At 68.3% G+C, this 23593-nt stretch carries 20 protein-coding genes and 1 riboswitch; of the genes, 19 read left to right on the top strand and 1 reads right to left on the bottom strand.

The genetic code is table 11. The annotated features are described in order from the left end of the window. From AB1824_05340 to AB1824_05365, 6 genes are all read left to right on the top strand, one after another. The coding region (locus AB1824_05340; protein ID MEW5764381.1) for a TonB family protein at nt 1-2404 on the top strand (2404 nt) is incomplete at its 5' end. Nucleotides 2405-2428: 24 nt separating this feature from the next. Next, nucleotides 2429-2647: a hypothetical protein gene (locus tag AB1824_05345; GenBank protein MEW5764382.1), complete on the top strand. Its 219-nt coding sequence runs from the start codon at nt 2429-2431 to the stop codon at nt 2645-2647. 62 nt (nt 2648-2709) lie between these two features. After that, a riboswitch (cobalamin riboswitch) is annotated at nt 2710-2894 on the top strand. Between the two features lie 63 nt (nt 2895-2957). Beyond that, entirely contained in the window at nt 2958-3869 is a 912-nt protein-coding gene (locus tag AB1824_05350) for a helical backbone metal receptor (protein ID MEW5764383.1), read from the top strand. After that, complete coding sequence (locus AB1824_05355) at nt 3866-4825, top strand: iron ABC transporter permease (protein ID MEW5764384.1); 960 nt, start codon at nt 3866-3868, stop codon at nt 4823-4825. Before AB1824_05350 ends, AB1824_05355 begins: the two co-directional genes overlap by 4 nt. Beyond that, entirely contained in the window at nt 4822-5589 is a 768-nt protein-coding gene (locus AB1824_05360; protein MEW5764385.1) for an ABC transporter ATP-binding protein, read from the top strand. Before AB1824_05355 ends, AB1824_05360 begins: the two co-directional genes overlap by 4 nt. Before the next feature lie 65 nt (nt 5590-5654). Further along, nucleotides 5655-7655: a TonB-dependent receptor gene (locus AB1824_05365; protein MEW5764386.1), complete on the top strand. Its 2001-nt coding sequence runs from the start codon at nt 5655-5657 to the stop codon at nt 7653-7655. Between the two features lie 120 nt (nt 7656-7775). Here AB1824_05365 and AB1824_05370 read toward each other — a convergent pair whose 3' ends face one another. Further along, nucleotides 7776-10037, bottom strand: a complete 2262-nt coding sequence (locus tag AB1824_05370) for a M1 family aminopeptidase (protein MEW5764387.1) — start codon at nt 10035-10037, stop codon at nt 7776-7778. 174 nt (nt 10038-10211) lie between these two features. On the opposite strand from AB1824_05370, the gene AB1824_05375 reads away from it, so the two are divergent. The 13 genes from AB1824_05375 to AB1824_05435 all read left to right on the top strand — a co-directional run bounded on the left by AB1824_05375 (nt 10212) and on the right by AB1824_05435 (nt 23584). Further along, the gene (locus tag AB1824_05375; GenBank protein MEW5764388.1) at nt 10212-10832 is read left to right on the top strand and encodes an RNA polymerase sigma factor; all 621 of its coding nucleotides are present in this window, start codon (nt 10212-10214) and stop codon (nt 10830-10832) included. After that, nucleotides 10826-11509, top strand: coding sequence for a hypothetical protein (locus tag AB1824_05380; protein ID MEW5764389.1), 684 nt, complete (start codon nt 10826-10828; stop codon nt 11507-11509). The genes AB1824_05375 and AB1824_05380 overlap by 7 nt, the downstream gene beginning before the upstream one ends. Further along, nucleotides 11487-12029 carry a hypothetical protein gene (locus tag AB1824_05385; protein ID MEW5764390.1) on the top strand — a complete coding sequence of 181 codons (543 nt, stop codon included), beginning with the start codon at nt 11487-11489 and terminating at the stop codon, nt 12027-12029. The genes AB1824_05380 and AB1824_05385 overlap by 23 nt, the downstream gene beginning before the upstream one ends. Nucleotides 12030-12244: 215 nt before the next feature. Next, nucleotides 12245-13126: a DUF4388 domain-containing protein gene (locus AB1824_05390; GenBank protein MEW5764391.1), complete on the top strand. Its 882-nt coding sequence runs from the start codon at nt 12245-12247 to the stop codon at nt 13124-13126. 52 nt (nt 13127-13178) lie between these two features. Then, nucleotides 13179-13799, top strand: a complete 621-nt coding sequence (locus tag AB1824_05395) for a histidine phosphatase family protein (protein ID MEW5764392.1) — start codon at nt 13179-13181, stop codon at nt 13797-13799. A 401-nt stretch (nt 13800-14200) separates the two neighbouring features. Then, complete coding sequence (gene argS / locus AB1824_05400; protein ID MEW5764393.1) at nt 14201-16171, top strand: arginine--tRNA ligase; 1971 nt, start codon at nt 14201-14203, stop codon at nt 16169-16171. A gap of 151 nt (nt 16172-16322) precedes the next feature. Further along, nucleotides 16323-17207, top strand: coding sequence for a diacylglycerol kinase family protein (locus AB1824_05405; GenBank protein MEW5764394.1), 885 nt, complete (start codon nt 16323-16325; stop codon nt 17205-17207). Between the two features lie 322 nt (nt 17208-17529). Continuing rightward, nucleotides 17530-18210, top strand: coding sequence for a TetR/AcrR family transcriptional regulator (locus AB1824_05410; GenBank protein ID MEW5764395.1), 681 nt, complete (start codon nt 17530-17532; stop codon nt 18208-18210). Then, on the top strand, nt 18207-19208 hold the full coding sequence (locus AB1824_05415; protein ID MEW5764396.1) for an efflux RND transporter periplasmic adaptor subunit: 1002 nt from the start codon (nt 18207-18209) through the stop codon (nt 19206-19208). Before AB1824_05410 ends, AB1824_05415 begins: the two co-directional genes overlap by 4 nt. Nucleotides 19209-19351: 143 nt before the next feature. Next, a complete protein-coding gene (locus tag AB1824_05420) occupies nt 19352-20299 on the top strand; it encodes an ABC transporter ATP-binding protein (protein ID MEW5764397.1) in 948 nt (315 codons plus the stop codon). A 2-nt stretch (nt 20300-20301) separates the two neighbouring features. Further along, nucleotides 20302-21267: an ABC transporter ATP-binding protein gene (locus AB1824_05425; protein MEW5764398.1), complete on the top strand. Its 966-nt coding sequence runs from the start codon at nt 20302-20304 to the stop codon at nt 21265-21267. A 37-nt stretch (nt 21268-21304) separates the two neighbouring features. Continuing rightward, complete coding sequence (locus tag AB1824_05430) at nt 21305-22438, top strand: ABC transporter permease (protein ID MEW5764399.1); 1134 nt, start codon at nt 21305-21307, stop codon at nt 22436-22438. A 15-nt stretch (nt 22439-22453) separates the two neighbouring features. Continuing rightward, the gene (locus AB1824_05435; GenBank protein MEW5764400.1) at nt 22454-23584 is read left to right on the top strand and encodes an ABC transporter permease; all 1131 of its coding nucleotides are present in this window, start codon (nt 22454-22456) and stop codon (nt 23582-23584) included. The last annotated feature ends 9 nt before the right edge of the window (nt 23585-23593 follow it).

Consider the following 23593-nt stretch of genomic DNA (forward strand, 5'->3'; position numbering starts at 1 on the left):
GCCGCCCCGGGCGGCCTCGACCGCTCCGCCCTCCGCCCCTCCAAGGGAAGAGCCCAAACCTACACCCGCAGAGCCTCCCAAGCCTCCGGCCCCCGTGCCCCCAGCGCCGCCCAAGGAGACCGCCAAGCCTGCGCCCGCCGAGCCCGCCAAGGCCGCCCCCCCGCCCGAGCCGCAGAAGGAGGCGCCCAAGCCCCCCGCCCAGGAAGGCGTGGCCTTCGGAAACTACATCCTCATGGACAAGATCGCCGTGGGCGGCATGGCCGAGCTCTTCAAGGCCCGCCAGAACGGGCTGGAAGGCTTCAAGCGGATCGTGGCCATCAAGCGGATCCTTCCCCACCTCGCCGCCAACCAGGAGTTTGTGACGATGTTCACGGACGAGGCCAAGCTGGCGGCCCAGCTCAACCATCCCAACATCGGCCACATTTACGATCTGGGCAAGCTCGAGGACTCCTACTTCATCGCGATGGAGTACGTGGACGGGCGCGACCTCCGCACCATCCTCAAGGAGCTCGACAACCATCAGGCCCGGATGCCCTACCGGGTGGCCGTGTTCATCGCCCAGAGGGTCTGCGCGGCTCTCCATTACGCCCACACCGCCAAGGACGTGGACGGAAAGCCCATGGACCTGGTCCACCGGGACGTGTCCCCGCAGAACATCATCATCTCCACCACCGGCGAGGCCAAGCTGGTGGACTTCGGGATCGCCAAGGCCGCCTCCAAGGCGAGCCACACGCAGTCCGGCGCGCTCAAGGGGAAGCTCCTCTACATGTCCCCGGAGCAGGCCTGGGGCAAGACCATCAACCACCAGGCCGACATTTTCGCGCTCGGCGTGGTGATGTGGGAGATGCTCACGGGCCGCAAGCTCTTCTACGGCGATTCCGAAATGAGCATCCTGGAAAAGGTCCGTGAGGCCAAGGTGGAGCCCCCGCAGAAGTACCGCGAGGACTTGCCCGAAGAGCTCGAGCGCATCGTGCTGAAGGCCCTGGGCAAGACCACCGAGGAGCGGTACCCCTCGTGCCAGGCCATGATGGCCGACCTGGAGCGGTTCGCGTACGACGAGTGGGAGACCCTTCCCTCGGCCTACGACGCCGCGGCCTTCCTGAACGGGTTCTTCCCGGACGTCTACAAGCGGGAGATCCTCGACAACCTCAAGAAGGAGCCCGAGGCCCAGGAGGGCAAGAGCGCCCGGGGAGGGAAGATCCCCAAGTCCCAGCGCGGCCGGCCGGCCCCCCTGAAAAAGGACAAGGCGCCGGCTCCCGAGCCTCCGCCGGCGCCCGTCAAGGCCGAGGAGCCCCCCAAGGCCGTCCCGGCCCCCAAGGCGGTCCCGTCCGAACCCAAGCCGGCCCCCGCTCCCGCGGAGCCGAAGCCGGCCCCGGCGGCACCGCCCACGCCCGCCAAGAGCCTCGACGAGACGACGGGAAGCCGGATGTTCGGGGACGTGGTGGAGAAGCCCTCCGGCGGGATGAACAAGAACCTCCTCATCGGCGGAGGGGTGGCCGCGGCCATCCTGGTCGTTGTCGTCGGGTTCTTCGCTCTCCGCGGGAAGAAGCCCGCCGCCCCGCCCGTGCCCGAACCGACGGGAAGCCCGGCAGCGGCCGCCCAGCCCGGGCCCTCCGGCGCCTCCCCGGCCACCCAGCCGGCGGCCCCGCCGCCCGTGGTGGCGACCCCCGTCCCGGCGACCCCAGCCGCCGGAGCGCCCCCCGCCACGGAAGCCGAGATCGCCGCGGCTCGCCGGAGCGCCACGGGCGCCGTGAACGCCTTCAACAAGGCCGTGTCCGACCTGGAGCAGGCCGGGGCCGGTCAGTACGTGGCCGATTCCCTCGCCTCGCTCAAGCAGAGCCAGCAGAACATCCAGAACCTCATGCGGCGGGCGAAGACGCCCGAGGAGTTCAAGGCCGCCGAGGATGGGGCCAGGCAGGCGGTGACCCTCGCGGGACAGGTCAAGACCCAATTCGAGCAGGCGAAGGCCGCCGCGGACCAGGAGGCGGCGAGAAAGGCCGCCGAGGCGGAGGCCGCGCGCAAGGCCCAGGAGGAGGCCGCCCGTAAGGCTCAGGAAGAGGAGGCCGAGCGGGCCGCCCAGGCCGGGAAGATCAAGGCCGGCGACTTCGTGGACCTCTGGGCCGTGGACGTGAAGCCGCGCGAAACCAAGAAGGTGCCGGTGGCCTACACGCCCATGGCAAGGCAGAACAAAGTCCAGGGAACGGTGTACGTGGAGGTCTCGATTTCCGAAACGGGTGACGTGACCGCCGCCAAGGTGGTGCGCGGGCTGACCCCCGACTACGGCCTCAACGACGCCTGCGTCCAGGCGGCCCTGCAAACCAAGTACTCCCCGGCCATCAAGGACGGGGTGCCCGTCAAGACGACGTTGACCTATCCTGTGGTCTTCAAGATCCAGAGCCCGTAGCGAAGAAGAGGGATGGAGGTGGCCGTGACCCTGACCGACAAGCAGAAGAAGTTCTACGAGGACGCGCACAAGCAGACGAAGGAAGAGATCAAGGAGATCGACGCCCAGATCGAGGACGAGCTGGCCAAGGTCAAGGAGCGTCTGGCGGCCCTCCAGGAGGCCAAGAAGGCGGCCCTCCAGATGCACGCCGCCGCCTGCATGCGCCTGAGCCTGAAGAACGAGTTCGAGGAGGAAGCGGACTGACGAAGCCGGGGACGCGGGAGAGGCGGCGGGACGATCCCGCCACCGAGGCCCCCCCCGCGAGCCCCACATCCTCCGTCCGAGGTGCCCCTCCGGGGTGAAAAGGGAAGGCCGTGAAAATCGGCCGCGGCCCAGCCACTGTGAGCGGCGACGAAAGCGGCACGACGCCACTGCCCGCGTGAGGGTGGGAAGGCGCCGCGAGTAGGAAGACCCGCGAGCCAGGAGACCTGCCTCCAGGACGCACGTTGGGTTCCCTCTCGGGAGGGGGCCTCGCCGCGCGCCCCGGGACCCCCCGGATTGAAGGGAAGGTCCCATGAGGCGCGCGCATTCGTTTTCCGATCCGGTCCCGCCGCAAAACCCGTCCACGGGGAGATCGCCCCTCGGGGCTCTCGCCGCGCGCCTCCTCCCGGCGCTTCTGGCCCTGCTCCTGGCCTGCGCCCCAGGCGGCGGAACTCCCGCCGGCTCCACCCGATGGGTGAGCCTGGCCCCCAGCATGACGGAGATCCTCTTCGCGATCGGGGCGGGCCAGCAGGTGGCGGGCGTCTGCGAGCCGGCGGACCGCCCCCCGGAGGCGGCCTCCCTTCCCCGTGTGGCTTCCTGGGAGCGCCTGGACGTGGAGGCCGTTGTGGCGCTGAGGCCCTCGGCGTGCTTCACGGTCACCGGCATGCAGACGCCCTCGGCCCTCGCGAGCCTGGAACGCTTCGGGATCCCGGTCTACGCCTACCAGATGGAGAGCCTGGAGGACGTGTTCTCGGCGGTGGAATCGGTGGGAAGGCGCACGGGCCGGGCGGGGGACGGCCGGAGGCTGGCGGAGGCGTATCGGGCGCGGGTGAGGGCGGCAGGCCGGAGGCTCCCCCCCGGTCCCCCCGAGCGCGCCCTCGCGGTGGTGGGTCTGAATCCTCTCGTGGTGGCGGGCGGCCCGAGCTTCTTGACGGGGGTCCTGAAGGCGGCCGGCTTCGAGAACGCCCTCGGAGGCCGCGGCGAGGGTTATCCCGTCGTCTCTCTTGAGGATGCGGCGGCGGCGGCGCCGGATGCCGTCGTGTTCCCCGAGGGCGAGATGTCCCCGGAGGCCGTCCGCCGCTTTCTCGAACGGCTCCAAGAGGCTTCGGGCCGTACGGCCCGGGCCATTCCGGTGCCTGCGGACCTTCTGGTCCGGCCCGGTCCCGGGTCCGTGGAGGCCGTGGAACGGCTGGCCCGGCAGCGCAGGGCGGGGGGCGCCCCGTGAACCGCCGGGAAGGCTTCGCGCTCGCCCTCTCGGCCTGCGCCCTGGCGGTTTCCCTGGCGCTGGCCCTGGGGCTTTCCCTTCCCGGCGGGGGGGCGGAGTCCGCGCGCATTCTGGTCCACGTGCGGGTGCCGGAGGCCGCCGTGGCGCTCCTCGTGGGCGGGAGCCTGGGCCTCTCCGGGCTCCTCTACCAACTGGTTCTCCGGAACCCCCTGGCCGACCCCTACGTGCTGGGCGTGGCGGGCGGCGCCACCTTCGCGACGGTCCTCGTCCTCTTGTTGAGCGCGGGCACCGCCGCCATGATGGGCCTCGGCCTCCAGGCCGGGGCGGCCTTCGCCGGAGGCATGGCGACGCTGGTGGTTCTGATGCGTCTCTCCGAGGGGCGGACCGAGTCCCTCCTGCTCTGCGGCGTGATCGCCAACACGGCCTTCGCCGCGGGGGCGCGCCTCCTCACCGTCTGGCTCTCGCCCTCCGAAATCGCCACCGTAACGGCCTACCTCGTGGGCTTCGTCCCCACCCCCCCCTGGGTGGCCCCCGTCCTGCTCGCCCCTCCGGCCGCGTACGCTTTCGTCCGCTTCTCCCGGGCAGGCCGGGGGCTGGACCTCTTGTTGCTCACGGACGAGGAGGCAACCTCCCTGGGCCTGGCCGTGCGCAAGGTGCGGCGGGAGGCCCTCGTTCTCGCCACCCTCCTCGCATCGGCCTCCGTGGCGCTGTGCGGAATGCTGGGATTCGTGGGGCTGGTGGTCCCCCACGTGGCGCGCCTTCTGGCGGGCCACCGCCACCGCGCGCTCGTGCCCGCGTCCTTCCTTCTCGGAGCCTCGTTTCTGCTTGCCGCCCACGCCGTGGGAAAGGCCCTGTCCGGCGTGTGGTTCCTGCCCGTGGGGGTCTACACGACCCTCGTGGGCGCGCCGCTCTTCCTGTACCTCCTGGTCCGCTCCACCCGGAGGGCCTGGCCGTGATCCGCCTGGAAGAGGTCCGCCACGGGTATGCGGAACGCCCCGACGTCCTGAGGGGGTGTTCGTTGGAGGTGGCGGCCGGGGAGGTGGCGGCCGTGGCGGGTCCGAACGGTTCGGGAAAGAGCACCCTCCTCCGGGTGGCCGCCGGGGTCCTGGCCCCGCAGGGGGGGCGTGTTCTCCTCGACGGCCGTCTTGTCCCGGCGTGGCACCGGCTGGAACGGGCCAAGCGCCTGGCCTACGTTCCCCAGAGCCCCGTGCTCCCGCCCGAATGGACCGTCGCGGACCTGGTGGCCCTGGGGGACTATCCCCACCGCGAAAGGCCTCCGGCGCCGAGGCCGCTCCAGGAAAGGCTCGGGGAGGTGAAGGACCTGCTGAGTCTTGGAGAGGTCTGGTTTCGACGGGCGGGAGCCCTCTCGGGCGGGGAGGCCCAGCGGGTGGCCCTGGGCCGCGCACTGGTTCAGGACACGCCGGTCCTGGTCTTGGACGAGCCCGCTAGCCACCTGGACCTGAGCGGGCAGATCGCCCTCTTCCGGCTCCTCAAGTCCCTGGCCGGGAGGGGCCGGGCCGTCCTCCTGGCCACCCACGACATCACCCTCTCCCTCCTCTTCGGCCACCGTCTGCTCATTCTGAACGGGGACGGGGTTCTGAAGCCCTTCCCCGAGGCGGAAGAGGCCCAGGGGCTCCTCCTTGAACGGGCCTTCGGCGTGCCCTTCGCGGGGATGGAGGTGGAAGGGGTGACCTGCTGGTATCCCAGGATCAACGCATGACCACGAACCGCCCGGGGACGCCCGGGCCCAGATCCGGCGCGAGAAGCGCGGAAGGAGAACAGACCATGGCGGGACGGAGGGGAATCGCGGCGGCTCTTCTTCTGGGCGGGCTCTGGGCGGCGGCCCAACAGCCTTCTCGGTTGTTGGAGAACTACCAGACGGAGATCACCGTGTACGGGGAGCGGCTTCCCGGGGAGGAGAGGCAGATCCTCGACACGGCGGCCCCCGTGGTGGTCGTTTCCCGGGAGGCCATCGAGGCCTCGGGAGCGCGCACCCTCCAGGAAGTCCTGTCCCAGATCCCCGGCGTCACCCTGCACAACCAGACGGGGAACGCCGCCGAGAGCACGGTGGACGTGCGCGGCTTTCCGCAGGGGACGAGCCTGGCCATCTTCCTCGACGGCGTGCGGCTGAACGACCTCCAGGACAACGCCGTCCGGTGGGACCTGATCCCGGTCGGGGACGTGGAGCGCATCGAAGTCTACTCCGGAGCGGCGGCGCCCCTGTACGGCGGGGGTGCTCTGGCGGGGGTCGTGAACGTCATCACGCGGCGCCGGCCCGGCTTCCCCCGCCTGGATCTTACGGCGGGGGCGGGGTCCTTCGGGGCCTGGGAGACCCTGGTGCGCGCCTCGGGAAGCCGGGGTCCGGTGGAACTCTACGCGGCGGGCTCCCGCCGGGGCGAGCAGGGCTGGCGCCAGAACGACGGCCACCGCCTCGACGACGGGATCCTTCGCCTGAACGTCCAGCCCTGGGATGAGCACGAGTTTTCCCTGCTCCTCAAGTACTCCGGGGGAGCCCAAAGCGCCCCGGGCGCCCTGACGGGGGAAGAGCTGAGCCGGGACCGGGAGCAGACCCCCTTCAACCTGTACGACGGCACGCGGGGACGCCACCGACTGGCGGCCCTCGGGTACCGGGGGAAGGCGGGCGGGTGGAGCGTGGCCGGGCAGGCGTACGGCCGGTTCCACGACCGGGACACCCTCACGACGGGCCGATTCGGCTCCGGCTTCCTCGCTTCGGGCCGCGAGCGGCTGAGAGGGGCCACGGTCCAGGCCTCGCGGTCCGCGAGCTGGGGCGAGGCGGCCTTTTCCTTCAGCGGGGGCGCCGAACTTTCGCGGGGCACCTTCGAAGGCCGCGGGTCCTTCACGGACATCTTCGGAAAGAACCCTTCGCCGGCTTCGGACACGAGGACCCGCCAGCGGTCAGAGGGGGTCTACGCCCAGGCCGAGGCGGCCCGTGGAGCGTGGCAGGCCCTCTGCGGAGTCCGGACGGACAGGGCCCGCTACGACTACACCGACCGGCGCGCTCCGTCCAACGACGTCCGCCGGACCTTCCGGGAGACCACGTGGCGGGCGGGGCTCCTCTACCGGACGGGGGAGGCCTCCTCGGCCTTTCTGACCCGCTCTCAGGGATACCGCATCCCCTCGGTGGTGGACCTCTTCGCCTATCCCGGCTTCTCCTCCAATCCCGACCTCGAGTCCACCCGTTCCTCCGATTGGGAGGCGGGATGGCGGTACCTCTCCCAGGGGCGCCGCTTCAAGGTGACCGTGTACCGGATGGAGATGCGCGACGAGGTGGTCTTCGTCCTGACGAACCCCCAGTGGTTCATCGGCCAGAACCGGAACGTGGGCCGCTCCTTCCGGCGAGGCGTGGAGGCCGAGGCGGAGTGGCCCCTCCCCGCCGGCTTCCGCGCCTTCGCCTCGGGTTCCTACCAGGACGCCGAGGTGACCGCGGGGCCCTACGCCGGAAAGCGCCTGCCCATGGTCCCGAGGGCCCAGGGCACGGCGGGCCTCCAGTGGAATGGCGGCGAATGGACCGTGCGCCTGGCGGCCACCTGGGTGGGCCCCCAGCTCCTCGACAACGACCTCACCAATCAACGAACTCCCCTCCCCGGCCATGCCGTGGCGGACCTTTCCGCCCGGTGGGCGCACCGGGCGCTCACGGTCGAGGCGGGGGCGTACAACTTCCTGGACAAGACGTACTCCGGACGCGGCATCACGAACGGGATGACCGACTACTTCACGCCCTCCGCGCCCCGCTCCTTCCGCCTCGCCCTGACCTGGAGCTTCTAGCGGATGAGGCCCCCCGCCGTGCCTCGCCTCGGGCCCGCACGCTCCTTGCGGTGGGTCCGCGGGGGCGTGCCAAGTGCCTGATGGGACTTCCGGCGCGATGGATGGCGGAGGTCGACCCTGCTACTGGTAGTCGGCCAGGCAGGTACGGTTCGTATCCACGAGCACGAGGTCCGGCTTGAAGGCCAGAGGGAATTCCTGGCGGGACCCTTCGGGCTTGAGAAAGAACAGGTACTCCCGAACCTTCTTCTTCCCTTCCGCGGTCTGGATGGGGATGGGCAGGGTGAGCTTCGAATCCTGGCTGCCTTGGACCACGAGCTTGTCCCCCTCCACCTTGGTGGTGACCTTGACCTTGGGCAGGACGCTGCTGTGGAGCCATTGATTGAAGTACCAGCCCAACTGGACCTTCAGGTGGCGCTCGAAGGCCTCCTGCACGTCCCGGGTGGAGAGGAGCTTGCCTTTGGAATGCGTCACGAGGTCCTTGAGGGCCTCGTTGAAGGACCCCTCGCCCCCAGGAGTAAAGCAGGCCATCTTGGAGAGGTTGAGCAAGGTCCAGGCTCCCTTGTAGTAGACGACGGCCCCGTAAGCCGAATCGGGATCCAGCGTCGTGTACAGACGGGGCCCCAGGCTGATGGGGCCAAAGGAGATGTAAGGTTTCTTGAGAACGTCGGAAAGCTTCGTAAAGGTGTGAAAATCGTGGGAGAGATACTTCTTCATCGTGTCCATGCCGGAGCGCTCCCTCAGACACACCAGGGAGGCGTACTCGGCCATGGATTCGGAGATCCATGCATCCCGATAGGTGAGGGGCGCCACTTGGTTGTACCACCACTGGTGGGCCACCTCGTGAGCCACGACCTGCTCGGGCCACGAGGAGCCGGACCTGTTGAACACACCGTACGAGAGCATGATCATGGAGGGGAAGCCCAGGTTCGTGTAGCCGCTGGTGAGGCCCGCCTTGAGCGTCTTGTAGGGAATGGGTCCGAACATCTTCGTGTACCGCTCCAAGGCGTCGGCGATCTCATCCGCCACCTCGTCCCGGTTGCGCGTGATGTAGGTCGTGTTGGCGTTATCGGGCAACGCCACGTCCACCTCGATTCCCGCGGCGGTTCTCTTGGAATGCTTGAACTTGCCGAAGAGGAAACTGGCGAGGCGCACCTTTTCCGGCATGTCGTAGGTGAAGACCTCCCTCTCGCCCTGAACGCGGTGGTCGGTCAGGTCTCCCACTCCCAGGCATTCGTAGTTCTTGGGGACGTCGGCGGAGAACCCGAAGGTAAACCCGTCGGCATCGGAGAGTGAGGGGAACCACCCCGAATCGTCGTGCAGGGCCACGATCCCGAACTCGGAGAAGCAGAGTTCGGCCGTGTACCGGACTTCCAGAGTCAAGTCTTCTGGGGTTCCTTCCGGGAGACCCACCAGGAGGTGCGACTCGTGGTAGAAGTCTTTCTTCGAAAAGGCTTCCTTGATGAAGGGGACTTCGGCGCCGCCCGCGAGATTCAACCGGGAAATCTCCAGGCGCGGACTGCACGTGAACAGCAGAGAGCGGACGGGCCGGAGGAGCTTCATGTGGATGCGCACGAGGGTCCCATCCATCGCCTCACAGGAGCCGTCCAGAACCATCGAAGCCTCGATTCGGCGAACATCGGCAGGGAACTTGGCCCCGACCTCCGAGGGCGTCTGCAGCGGAGTGAGGGCTCCGGCGGCGTTCCGGTGGAGGCTGACCGCCGCGTCCCACCACCACGCCTCCACATGGGGAGGGTGGCCAAGGCGCCGCAGGGACACTTCCTCGGTCTCGTTGGAATCGAGCACGTACGCCCAGACGTCCCCGTCCATCCGGAAGAGGACGGCCACGTCTCCCTCTCCGTGCAGGGCGCGATTCAAGACGGTGTCGAGCCAGGACATGCCACCCGCGTGGAAGGCGTTCTTGTACCTCCGGTAGTCCGCTTGCCCTTCCATGGAGTACCCGCCCACTCCAGGGAGCGGAAGATCCGGGCACGGACCCAGGGGCAGGATGAAGAGGCTCTCCACCGGCTGCCCCGACAGGGCCTCACGGCCGATGAACATCTTCAGGTGTTCCCGCTCGACGGGGTCCGAGACCGAGAAATCTATCCTCGCATCGCCCTCGAAGTAGAGTCCCCCCGGCTGGCCCGTGGAGCGGTCCTCCCCGAACAGCGTCCCGGGGCCAAGCGATGCCTTGAAGGCGGGCCTCGCGATGGTCAGGCCCTCGATGGCCTCCCGCGCCAGGGGTTGTGGCTCCGTGAGGAAGCGGTAGGATTTCAACAGGTCGGGGGAGGACCCCTTCTGGATGGCCCGGTTCCAGGTCATGTCCACCGCGTAGGAAGCCACCCAGGCCAGCGTAGCGAAAGCCGCGAACCAAGCTCGGATCATCGCGCCCCCTCCTTCATCCTCTTCTGTGACCCAAATCCCCCTTGCGAAGTGGCTCCCATCATGCCACAAGGAGAGACGAGGGGCTACTCCTCCGGGGCTTCGGAAGGGCTTGCACCAAGTGGCCCCGGGAACCTTTTTTCCCCTTCCGTCGTCATGTGAGGGTGTGGAGGAACGATGGAGAGCGCGACGCCCTCGCCGGACCTGTTTCTCGCGCGGCGCGCGGCCGCGGGGCACGAAGACGCCTGGGCGGACCTCGTGGACCGGCACGGCCGGCGCCTCTTCAACCTGGCCTTCCAGTTCACGGGAAACCGGGAGGAGGCGGAGGATCTCACCCAGGAGATCTTCGTCCGACTCTACCAGAACCTCCGCAGCTACCGCGGGGAAGTCCCCTTTCTGGGCTGGGCCCTGCGGCTCTCCCGCAACCTCTGCATCGACCATTACCGCCGCGCCCGCAGGGAGCGGCGCTGGCGCCAGGTGGCCGGGGCCGTCCTGGACCAGATCCCGGCAGGGCGGGACTTCGAGGCCGAAGCCCTTCAAAAGCAATACCTCGAGGCGGTGTACGGAGCCCTGGCCGACATCCCGGAAGAGCACGCCGAGGCGGTGCTCCTGTGCGATCTCCAGGGGCTCTCCCATGAGGAGGCCTCGGCGTACCTGGACGTTCCGCTCGGAACGGTCAAGTCGAGGCTGTTCCGAGGACGCCAGCACCTGACGGAACTCGTGCGCGGGCGGCTGGGCCTCGACAAGGAAAGCCCGAGAGCCGCACCGCGGGCCACGAAAGGGGGACCGCCGTGTTGAACCCCTCTTGCCGCGCCTACCGGGAGGGGCTGGCGCCGGGAGAAACCGGTGGCCACGGCCTCGAGTGCGCCGCGTGCGCCCGCTGGGCCGCCGACGTAGGGAGCCTGCGCAGGGCGGGCGCGGACCTGCCCCTTTCCCCCGCCCTGCGGGCCCGGCTCCGTGAGGTCCCGGCAAGGCCCGTTCCGGACTGGAGGTCCGGCGTTTCCGGTCCCCATCCCCAGATCCCCCTCCCGCCGGGCCTGAAGGCCTCCCTGATCCGGATCCCCTTCGACGGCGCGGGCAGACGCCGGCCGCCCGCTCCCCCGGTCCGCACGCGGGAAACCGTGGCCGCGAGCCTCCTCTTTGCGGCCTTTCTCACCCTCGGCCTCGGCGATAGGGTCCGGCTCCGTCGGGAAGAGTGGCCCCCCGTTCTCGCGTGGGCATGGGGAGCGGGCGGAGGCCTCCTCTCGGACGCCAGCCAGCGCGGGACGGACACGATCCTCGGAGCCGGGGCCACAATCCTCAGGGGGTGCGTGGCCGCCAACGGGACCTTGAGAAGGGCCTTGGGACGTCTGGCCGGTCCCGCGGAAGAGCCTCCCGCCTCCGTTCAACCTCCCCCAGCCGGCGCGGGAAAGCCCGTCCGGCCATCCGCAGAAGACAGGAAGGAGAACCCCGATGGAAGCCGCCCGACCCGCTGATTCCGCCCTTCCCGAGGTGAAGGCCCCGACCGCCCCGGACCGCCCGCCCCTTCTGAAGAAGCCCCTGCTGGCCGGGCTCCTCGCCCTCTTCCCCGGGGTGGGGAACCTGTACAACGGGCTCTACCTTCGGGGCGCCCTCTTCTTCGCCGTCGTCGCGACGCTCCTGGCCATCGGCTCCGAGGGGGAGCACCCGGTCCTCGGGTTCGTGGTGGCCTTCGCCTGGATCTTCAACGTCCTGGACTCCTACCGCCAGGCTCAGCTCATCAACTACGGGTACGCCCAGGACCTGGGACTGGAAGATCTTCCGGCCCTGCCCAAGGCCGGCCAGGGAGGTCTCGCCGCCGGAGTGCTCCTCTTCGTCCTTGGCGCGGCGGCGAGTCTCCAGATCTACTTCGACGTGGACCTGTCTTGGCTCCTGGAATTCTGGCCCCTCGGCCTCATGGCGGCGGGCGGCTGGCTGATCCTGTCCTGGTACCGCGAGAGGCGCCGCCGGCAGGATGCCGAGGAGAATCCCGCCTAGCCCATTTGCTCCCGATCCGTCCGCCAAGGGCCGCGGCGATCCCTTTCCCTCCCGCTGGGGTGAAATCGCTCACTTCCGGGACGGAAGCGTCCGCCGCGGTTCTACCTTTGACTCGCCCAAGGCCTTGTGTTAGATTCACATACCTTTACAGATGAGAGAGGCGGGGCCTTCACGGTGAGTACGTTCGGCGGTGTCGGGGAAACGGGACGGCATCCATGACCTTTCAGGGCTCCCTGAGGGAGTTGCACCTCCCGGATGTCATCCAACTCGTCGCGGTTTCGGGGAAGACGGGCGCCTTCCAGCTCGTGAAGGGCCGGGAGGAGGGCCTCATCTACCTGGAGGCCGGACGGATCGTCCACGCCACCCTCGGGGACCTGAGCGGCGAAGAGGCGGTGTATGCTCTGGCCACCTGGGGCGAGGGGAGCTTCCGGTTTCTCCCGGGAGAGGTGCCGCCCGAGCGCACCGTCACCAAGAACAACACCAACCTCCTCATGGAGGCGGCCCGCCGAATGGATGAGTGGCGGGTCCTCAACAAGAAGATCCCGTCCCTGGACCACGTGCCGCGCTTCCAGGTGCCCGAGGGCAAGCAGGGCCAGATCAACCTCAACACGCAGGAGTGGCTGGTCCTGAGCAAGATCGACGGAAAGACCGGGATCTCGGAAATCGCCCGCCGCGTGAATCTCCCCGCCTTCGAGGTGGCCAAGCTTCTGTACGGGCTCGTCACCATGGGGCTCATCACCCTGGAGGAGCCGGCTCTCGAACCCGCCGGGCCTTCCGGGGAGAACGCGGCCATGAGCGCCGTGGAGAACGGCGTCGCGGTGGATTCGGACGACCTCCGGAAAGAACTCCACGGCCTCCTCCGGAAGTTGAGGGAAGAGGCCCAGATCGCCATGGGAGAGGTGGGGTGGAGCGTGATCCTCCGGGCCTACCGGCGCGCCAAGTCCGACCTCGAGAGCGGCCGGGGCACGGAGGCCGTTCAGACCATGTGCCAGGAGATCCTCAGCCAGGCGGCCCACCTGGAAGGGCCCGAGTCCCAGCGCCACCTCGCCGAGCGCTTCCGGGACGTCCTGGCCGAATGGAACGCCAAGGTCTCCTGAGGCCGGCTCGGCGGGGCCTTTCTCCCCCTTACCCTTCAGAGGACCTCGCCCCATGAAACTCCTCGTGCTCGTCCGCCACGGTGAGACCGAATGGAACTCCGACAACCGCGTCCAGGGATCCGTGGACGTGCCCCTGTCCGAAAGGGGGAGATCCCAGGCCGCGGCCCTCGCGGTGGCCCTCGCCTCGAGGGGGGCGACCTTTCCCGTGGCCTACACCTCCGACCTGGGCCGGGCGCGGGAGACGGCCCGAACCGTCCAGGAGCGTCTCGGGGTTCCCAGGTTGGTGGTGGATCCGCTCCTGCGGGAGATGCACTGCGGGGAGTGGGAGGGGCGCTCCATCGACGAATTGAGGAGGGCCGAACCGGAGGCCTATGACGCCTGGATGGACGACCCGGTCTTTCGGATTCCGGGAGGGGAGTCGGTCCAGGACGTTCGGGAGCGGGTGGACCGCTTCTTCGAGGCCCGGGCTGAGGAACTCGCGGCGGCCGACCACGTCCTTCTCGTGGCCCACGGGCTCCTCAACCGGATGGTCCTCTCCCGCGTCATGGGGATCCCGCCCCAGCGCGCGAGGTACTTCGCCACGGACAACGCCTCCGTGAGCCTGTTCCGCTTCACCCGGGGGCGAGTGTTCTGCGACGGCTGGAACATGGGCTGTCATCTGGACGGGGAGTAATCAGGTAAGTGAGTAAGGGAGTAGGTGAGTAGGGGAGTAGGTGAGTAGGGGAGTGGGGGAGTAGGGGAGTACTCATCCGAGAGGGAAGGGGTTGGCCCCTTCCCTCTCGGCGCTCGGCCGGGCAAAGCCCACCGCGGCGGGCTGGTATCGTAAGGAGCCCCGCGGCATTGGCCTCGCTGCTCTCCCATCCCCGCTTCGAAGCTGCCCTTTGCGGAGCGTCAACCCTATTGGCGTCGGAGCAGTAAGGGAGCAGGGGAGCAGGGGAAGATGGTAGAGGGACCATCGCCGCCCGCCCCTCGCCCTCCGCGACGCTTCCCCACCCAGCCCTCCATCGAAAGGACCTGGGAACGCAGGGAGGGCCCCTTTCCGCGGGGCCCCCGCGTGTGCTTTAATTCTGAGCCATGCTGACAGCCCTCGCGATATGGCAGGAAGAACTGGCGGATGCCATCCGGGACCGGCTCGGAACGGCCTGGCGGCCTGACCGGATCCCCATCACCTTCCCTCCCAGGCCCGAAATGGGCGACGCGGCCTCGCCGGTGGCCTTCGCGCTGGCCAAGTCCCTCCGGCGCAACCCGGCGGATCTGGCGCGGGAGCTCGCGCCGGCCACCCTCACCGGTGTCCGGGAGATCCGTGCGGCCGGGGGGTACCTCAACCTGTACCTGGACCGGGCGGACGCCGTGGACCGCCTGCTTTCCGGGAAATTCCTCCCCTACACCTCGGGCGACAAGGTCATCGTGGAGCACACCAACATCAATCCCAACAAGGCCGCGCACGTGGGGCACCTGCGCAACGCCGTGCTGGGAGACACGCTCGTGCGCTGCCTCCAGTACCTGGGCCGCCGGGTGGAGGTGCAGAACTACATCGATGACACGGGCGTCCAGGTGGCCGACGTGGTCGTGGGCTTCCAGCGGATCCTCGGATGGGACCTCATGCGCTTGAAGGCGGCCCTGGCGGGCTCCCTCGACGTCCCCTTCGATTCCTTCTGCTGGGACCTCTACGCCCGCGTGGCTCCCTGGTACGAGGCCTCCGAGGAGAACAAGAAGGCCCGATACGAGACCCTCCACCAGATGGAGGAGGGGAACAACCCGACGGCGGAGATGGCCGCCCTGGTGGCGGAAGAAATGGTCCGGTGCCACCTGGCCACCATGGCGAGGCTCGGGGTCACCTACCAGGTCCTGCCCCACGAGAGCGACATCCTGAAGATCGGGTTCTGGCAGGCCTGCTTCGAGAAGCTCAAGACCTCGGGCGCCATCCACCGGGTTCCCGACCAGTCGGAGGACAAGAACCGCGGGTGCTGGGTCATGGCGCTCCAGGAATCGGAGGAGTTCAAGGGCCTGTCGGACGCCGACAAGGTCATCGTGCGCTCCAACGGCACCGTCACCTACATCGGCAAGGACATGGCGTACCAGCTCTGGAAGTTCGGCCTTCTCGGCAGGGACTTCCATTACCGGCGCTTCCGGACGCCCGTCGGGGAGGTGTGGCGGACCGACGCTTCCAAGTCCGACCCCGGCGCCCCCTCTTTCGGCGGCGGGGAGGCCGTCTACAACGTCATCGACGTGCGCCAGTCCTACCTCCAGAAGATCGTGAAGGAGGGCCTGCGGCAGATGGGCTACGAGGCCCAGGCCGATCGCTCGATCCATTTCGCCTACGAAATGGTGGCGCTCTCCACCGCTTTCGTGCGCTCCGAAATGGCGCGCGGGGCTTCTCTCCAGGTCTCCGAGGAGGACCTCCAGAAGCCCTTTGTGGAAATGTCCGGCCGCAAAGGCCTGGGGTTCCAGGCGAACCATCTCCTGGACCGTCTGGAGGAAAGGGCCCGGGAGGAGATTCTGAAGCGGGAGCCCGGCCTGTCCGAGGCCGAGGCGGGCGAACGCTCCCGCGCCCTGTCGGTGGGGGCGCTCCGGTACTACATGGTGCGTTATGGGAAAAACGTGATCATCCCCTTCGACCTGGACCAGGCGCTGGCCTTCGAGGGCGACACGGGGCCGTATCTCCAGTATGCCTGCGTGCGCGCCGAGAACATCCTCAGAAAGGCCCGGGAGGCGGGCCTGGAGGTGCCCGATCCGCGGGACCGGTCCGCCGCCAGAGAGGCCGTGGCCCATTTCGACGAAGAGGGGTGGGGGCTGGTTTCCCTCTTCCTGCGGGTGCCGATTCAGGTGCGGACCGCGGTAGACGGGTTGGACCTGAACATCGTGGCCCGCCAGTACTTCGACGCGGCCCAGGCCTTCCACGGCTACTATCACCAGTTTCCCGTGCTCCAGGAGGCGGATCCGAAGAAGCGGTTCGCCCGGCTCTACACGGTCGCGATCTTCGCGCGCCTTCTTCGGAGCGGCCTCGAAACCCTGCTGGGCATCCCGGTTCCCGAAAAAATGTAGGCGGGAGCGGAAACTCCGGCGCGGCAGGACCGATCCGCAGACGCCGTCCGGCGCCGCCCGATGCGGGGAGGGCGCAGGATTCCAAGAACCGCGTCTTTCGCTTCACCGTGCCCCCCTCCTCTCCTTCTCCACTTCGTGGTACTTTGTCTCCATGAAAAAGACGCTCATCATCGTGAATCCGGCGGCGGGCAGGGGGAAAGCGCTCAAGGCGCTTCCCGCCATCGAGGCGGGGTGCCGCGAGATGGGACTGAAGTACGACGTGGTCCGGACGGAGGGCCCGGACGACGCCACGCGGCTGGCCCAGGAGGGGGCCAACGCCTCCTACGACGTGGTGGCCTGCGTGGGGGGGGACGGCACGGTCAGCGAAACGGGCCGAGGACTCATCGGCACCGACTCGGCCCTGGCCCTCCTGCCCGCGGGAACGGGAAACGACTTTGCGCGCGCCCTGGGTGTCTACCGGAAAATGGACCTCGCGATCCGCACCCTGAGGGACGGCATCATGAAGCCCATCGACGTGGGCCGGTTCGGGCCCCACACGTTCCTCAATACCGTGGGCGTGGGTTTCGACGGCCAGGTGACGGCGGACAACCAGAAGGTCAAGACCCTGACGGGCATCCTTTCCTACCTGGTGGTGGTCCTCAAGAACCTCCCGACGTACAAGAACCCGCACTTCAAACTGAAGGGCCGCGACTGGGAGTTCCAGAGCAAGGGGGTCCTGGTGGAATTCGGGAACGGGCAGTGCGCCGGGGGCGGCTTCTTCCTCACGCCCCACGCCGACCTCCACGACGGCCTGATGGACGTGACCCTCCTGGGCGATTACGGGCCCATGGAGCGCTTCGTCGCGCTTCCCATGGTGCTTCTGAGGCGCATGGAGATGCTCAGCGGAGTCAAGACCTTCAAGACCGACATTCTGGAGATCTCGGTGGATCGGCCCACCTACATCCACGTGGATGGAAACCTGAAGACGCTGACGGAGCCAGCCACCGTGGAGATCCTCCCCCTGGCGCTCAAGGTGATGTTCCCGCCCGCCGCGTGACCCCTCTCCCCGGCGCGGGCCAGGGGGCAGGAGAGAGGGAAAGGAACCGCGAAACGGCCCCTTCCCCCACCAACTCACCTGCTTACCTACTCACTTCTTCATCCAGAGGCCGGGGCAGAGACGCCCCCGAGGCCACGGCCGTGCCGAGACAACCCGCCTCCCCGGGCCCCGCCACCCGCGCCGGGAAGCCTCCCCCGGCCCAGCCTTGTCCCTCAAGAACGGGGCGAATCGGGGGAGCGCGGAGCCTTGACAAGTGAGGGCTCGGGAGTTAAATTATATAACTAGTTGGTTAGACCAACTGGTCGGTTGAGTAGGAGGAGCCATGGAGGACGCGGTCAGGAAAGTGCGGAGGCCCATGAATCGGGACGTCCGGGGGGCCATTCTGGACGCCGCGGCGGGGGAGTTCGCCGCCCGGGGTTTCGAAGGGGCCCGGGTGGATTCGATCGCCCACGCGGCCGGCGTGAACAAGGCCATGCTCTACTACTACCACCGGAACAAGGAAGGCTTGTACGAGGATGTGCTTCTCCGGAACTTTGGCCGTGTCCAGGAGGCCCTCGATGCGGCGCTCCAGCGTCCCGGCACTCCCGAGGACCGCCTGCGGTCGGCCGTGGCGGCCTTGCTGCGGGTTCTGCGGGAGGTGCCCGAACATCCCGCGATCATGCTTCGGGAGGTAGCCTCGGGCGCGCCCCATCTGCCTCCGCCGGTGCTGGAGCAGATGGCCGGGCTGTTCCTCCGAATGCGCGGTCTCCTCCGGGAGGGGCAGGACCGCGGGGACTTCCGTCCGGTGCATCCCCTGGTGGCGCACCTTCAGATCGTGGGCGCCATCATCTTCCTTCAGGCCAGCGGCACCCTTAGGGAACGGTTCAGCGAGGTTTTGGGACAGCCAGGTCTCCTGGACGTGGGGATCGAGGACCTGTCCAGGGAACTGTCCGATCTCATCCTGTTCGGCGTCGGCATGCACGGGGCTCCCTCGAAGCCCTCCGCTTGGGAGAAGCGCCCATGAACAAGAAGAAGCTCATGGCCGCCGCGGCGGCCCTGGTCGTGTTGGCGGCGGCGGTGGCCCTTTGGAGGGCCTGCTCTTCGCCTCGCGAGGGGGTTCTGGTCCTCTCGGGGAACATCGAAGCCGTGGAGGTTCCGGTCGGCTTCCGGGTGGGCGGGCGCCTCGCCGAACGCCTCGTGGACGAAGGCCAGGGAGTGGAAAAGGGCCAACTGCTGGCCCGCCTGGAATCCGCCGATCTGGACGCCCTCCTCGCCCAGCGCGAGGCGGAGGCGGCCGCGGCGCGGGCCATCCTTCGGGAATTGGAAAGGGGCTTTCGCTCCGAGGAAGTGGCCCAGGGTCGGGCGGCCTACGCGGCCGCGGCGGCGGAGGCCGAAAGGCTCGAGAAGGACCTGGAGCGCCAGAGAGCCCTCTTCGAACGGGAGGTCATTTCCAGGCGCGAGTTCGATGCCGCCAGGGCCGTCTCCCAGGCCGCCTCGGCGCGGCGGAGCGAGGCGGAGGAGCGCCTCAAGCTGCTGGAGCGGGGGGCCCGGAGCGAGCAGGTGGAGGCGGCGAAGGCGCGACTCGCGGCGGCGGAAAAGGCCCTGGACCTGGCTCGCGTCCAGAGGGGATTCGCGGAGTTGTATTCGCCCCTTTCGGGTCTGGCGCTGGCCAAGCACGCCGAGCCGGGGGAGGTGCTGGCCGCCGGGTCGCCCGTGCTGACGGTTTCCGACCTCGGCCGGGTCTACCTCCGGGCCTATCTGGACGAATCCGACCTGGGGAAGGTCAAGCTGGGGCAGAGCGTCTCCGTCACCACCGATTCCTACCCGGGCAAGACCTACCCGGGCACCCTCGCCTTTCTGTCCGACGAGGCCGAGTTCACCCCGCGAACGGTCCAGACGCCCAAGGAGAGGGTCAAGCTCGTTTACCGGGTCAAGATCGATCTGGCCAACCCGGATCAGGAACTGAAGCCCGGCATGCCCGCCGAAGCGGAGGTCCTCCGCGAGGCGGGGAGAAACCGATAAGGTGCACAGGCCATGAGCGCTGGCGCGCCGCACGGCGCCCTATGCCCACTTCCGGTCCCGGTCCCGTTCCGGTCCTCCCAACCCGTCCGGGGGAGGAGGGGACCATGAACCGAATGGCCCCGCCCCAGGGAAGTCCTCGCGGGATGGATGGCCCCGCCATCGAAGTGGCGAACCTCCGCCGGACCTTCGGAGAAAACGAGGCGGTGGCCGGCGTCTCCTTCTCGGTGTCCAGGGGAGAAATCTTCGGGCTCGTGGGGCCCGACGGGGCGGGAAAGACCACCATCCTGCGGATGCTGACGGCGGTGCTCGCGCCCACCTCCGGGGAAGTCCGGGTCCTCGGGCTGGACGCGGTCCGCGATGGGGAGGCCATCAAGGACCGCATCGGCTACATGAGCCAGCGCTTCGGCCTCTACCCGGACCTATCGGTGGACGAGAACGCCGCCTTCTACGCCGATCTCTACGGCGTGGGCCGGGCCGAGCGCGACCGGCGGATGGCCGAACTGCTCCGCTTCTCCGGGCTGGCCCCCTTCCGTTGCCGGAGGGCGGGGAACCTCTCGGGGGGAATGAAGCAGAAACTGGGCCTCTGCTGCGCCCTGATCCACTCGCCCGAGGTCCTCTTTCTGGACGAGCCCACCAACGGCGTGGACCCCGTGTCCAGGCGCGACTTCTGGCGGATCCTGTACCGCCTTCTGGGGGACGGCGTCACCATCCTCGTCTCCACGGCCTACCTGGACGAGGCCGAACGCTGCTCCAGGGTGGCGCTTCTCCACGAGGGGCGCGTGATCGCCTGTTCGACGCCCGAGGGCGTGAAGGCCCTCTTTCCGGGAGTCCTCCTCTCCATCCGGACGCCCCACGCGCGCCGGGCCGCCGGGCTCCTGAGGGAAGCGGGCCTGAGCCACGTGGCGGCGTATGGCGACCGCATCCACGCCGCCGTCGGTGAAACGGGCGAGGGCGAGCGGATCGTGGCCGAAGTCCTCACCGCCGGAGGCGTGAGTTTCCAGGGCGTGCGCCCCGCCGAGCCCTCCCTGGAGGATGTTTTTATGGCCCAGGTGGCGCGGCGCGGGGTGGATGCCCGGGAAGGAGGGGCCTAGCCGTGGGGCACGCCGTGGCGGTACGTCTCGAGGGGCTCACGAGGCGGTTCGGGGAGTTCACGGCCGTCCGCGCCGTGAGCCTCGAGGTGGCGCAGGGGGAGATCTTCGGTTTCCTGGGCCCGAACGGAGCCGGAAAGTCCACGACTATCCGGATGCTTTGCGGCCTCCTCGCCCCGACCTCGGGGCGGGGGTCGGTGGCGGGCTTCGACGTCTCCGCCGAGGCCGAGAAGATCAAGGCCCACATCGGCTACATGAGCCAGAGGTTCTCTCTTTACGACGACCTGACGGTGGAGCAGAACATCGACTTCTTCTCCGGGATTTACCGCATTCCGAAAGGGAAGCGGGAGGATAGGAAGGCGTGGGTCCTGAACATGGCGGGTCTCGGTACGCTCCGGGGCCGCCTCACCGGTTCCCTGCCGGGAGGATGGAAACAGCGCCTGGCCCTGGGCTGCGCCCTCCTCCACGAGCCGGCCATCCTCTTTCTGGACGAGCCCACCTCGGGGGTGGACCCCGTCAGCCGGAGGAACTTCTGGGACATCATCCACGTGGAGGCCGATCGGGGGACCACCGTCTTCGTCACCACCCACTACATGGAGGAGGCCGAGTACTGCGACCGGCTGGGCCTCATCTATCGCGGGGAGCTCGTGGCGGCGGGAACCCCTTCCGAGATGAAGGAGCGCTTCATGGGCGACGCGGTCCTAGAGGTCCGGTGCGACCGGCCCCAGGAGGCCCTCGCCGTGATCGAGGGCGTCGAGGGCGTGAAGGACGCGGCCCTCTTCGGGCGGGACGTCCACGCCGTCGTCGCCAGCGCCCGGGACCTTGTCCCCCTGGTCCGCGGGCGGCTGGAGGCTTCCGGTTTCAGCGTTTCCTCCATCGAGCCGGTCCCGCCCTCCCTCGAGGACGTCTTCGTCTCCCTCATCGAACGGCGGGACCGGGAAGAGGCCTCACAGAAGGAGTTCTCGCAGTGACGCCGAAGCGCGGGACCACCCGACTCGGAGGCCATCCGTGAACTTGCGCCGCACATGGGCCGTGGCGAGGAAGGAGTTCCTCCACGTGATGCGGGACCCAAGGGCCCTCGGCATCAGCATCGCCCTCCCGATGGTCCTTCTCCTCCTCTTCGGGTACGCGCTCACGCTCGACGTGGACGATGTCCCCCTCGCGGTCTGGGACCAGAGCGGCACGCCCCAGAGCCGGGACCTCGTATCGAGGTTCGAAGCGTCGCGGTACTTCACCCTCGAGAGCCGCGCCTCCCGCTACGAGGATATCGAGAGCGCCCTGGACCGCGGCGAGGTCCTGGCGGCCCTCGTGATTCCGCGGAATTTCGCGGAGAACCTGGCGTCGGCGGCGGGGGCCGAGGTCGCGTTCCTGGCGGACGGCGCGGACGCCAACACGGCCACGCTCGTCCTCTCCTATGCGGACGCGGTCCTCTCCTCCTACGGCCGCGAGGTGAGGAGGAAGCAGTTCGAGAGGGCCACGGGCCTCGTCCAGGCACCGCCCATCGAGGTGCGGTCCCGGGTCTGGTACAACCCGGAGATGGAATCGAAGCACGCCATCATCCCGGGCCTCATCGCGGTCATCATGATGATCATCGCCGCTCTCCTGACCTCGCTGACGGTGGCGAGGGAGTGGGAGACGGGCACCATGGAGCAGCTCATCTCCACGCCCCTGAGGGGCCCGGAACTCGTCGTGGGGAAGCTCGTCCCCTACTTCGCCATCGGCATGGTGGACATGGCGCTTTCGGTGGCCGTGGGCCGGTACCTTTTCGGCGTGCCGTTCCGGGGCTTTCCGCCCCTCTTGGTGGCCATGTCCGCCGTATTCCTCGCCGGCGCCCTTTCCCTGGGGCTCGTCATCAGCATCCGGGCCAAGAACCAGCTCCTGGCGAGCCAGGTCGCGTTTGTCGTGACCTTCCTCCCCGCGTTTCTTCTCTCGGGCTTCATGTTCGACGTGGCCAACATGCCGAAGGCCCTTCAGGCGGTCAGCTACCTGATCCCCGCGCGGTATTTCATCAACCTGCTGCGGGGCCTGTTCCTGAAGGGAGTGGGCATCTCGGTCCTGTGGCGCGAAGGGGTCTTCCTGTTCCTCTTCGCGGTGGGGATGACCGTTCTGGCTCTCCGGGCGTTCCGGAAACGCCTGGAGTGACCTGAAGGAGATTCCGTGGGCGAGCGCCTGAAGCACATGCTCATCAAGGAGTTCATCCAGATCGCGAGGGATCCGCGGATGCGGGCCATCCTTCTGGTGATCCCCGTCGTGCAGGTGCTCATCTTCGGGTACGCGGTGACCACGGACGTCCGGAACGTCCGGACGGCGGTCTACGACCTAGACGAGACCCCCGCGAGCCGCGAACTCCTTTCGCGATTCGGGGGCTCCGGGTACTTCGATTTCGTCGTCCGCGTGCACAGCGAGTCGGAAGTGGCCGACCTCCTGGACCGGGGGGAGGTCAAGGCGGTCCTTCGGATGAATCGCGGTTTCGGGGGGGACCTTGGGGCGGGCCGCACGGCGCGCGTCCAGATTCTGTTGGACGGCACCGATTCGAATACGGCTTCGGTCATCCTGAGCTATGCGGCGCGCATCGCCGCGGACTTCGGCGCCGAGATCCTGTGGGAGCGCGCGCGCAGGACGCCGGGGGGAGCCGTGACTCCCTCGGCCGTGGCCATGGCGTCGCGCGCCTGGTTCAACCCCAATCTCGAGAGCCGCAACTTCTATGTGCCGGGCGTCATCGCCCTGCTGGTGATGGTCCTCTCCATTCTTCTCTCGAGCATGGCCGTTGTTCGGGAGAAGGAAATCGGCACCATCGAACAGATCATGGTGACCCCCATCGGCCGGGCGGAGTTCATTCTGGGCAAGACCGTTCCCTTCGTGCTGATCAGCCTGTTCGACGTGGTCTTGATCAGCGTGGTGGCGGTCTTCTGGTTCGACGTCCCCATCGTCGGCAATCCCCTCCTTCTCCTCGTTTCCACGGTCTTCTACCTGATGGGGACCCTGGGAGTGGGCCTCTTCATCTCCACGGTGAGCCTAACCCAGCAGCAGGCCATGATGACCGCCTTCTTCTTCATGCAGCCGGCCATCCTTCTCTCCGGATTCATCTATCCCATCGCCAACATGCCCGAGGCGGTCCAATGGCTCACGTTTCTCAACCCGCTCCGGTACTTCCTGGTCATTCTCCGAGGCGTCTTCCTCAAGGGGGTGGGCCTTGAGGTGCTCTGGCCCCAGATGGCGGCCCTGGCGGTGCTGGGGGCCTCGCTCCTCGCCCTGGCCGCGCAGAGGTTCAAGAAAACCCTCGCCTAAGGAGGCGTC

The organism is Acidobacteriota bacterium (genome assembly GCA_040752915.1).
In the GTDB taxonomy this organism is placed as follows: Bacteria; Acidobacteriota; UBA4820; order UBA4820; family DSQY01; genus JBFLVU01.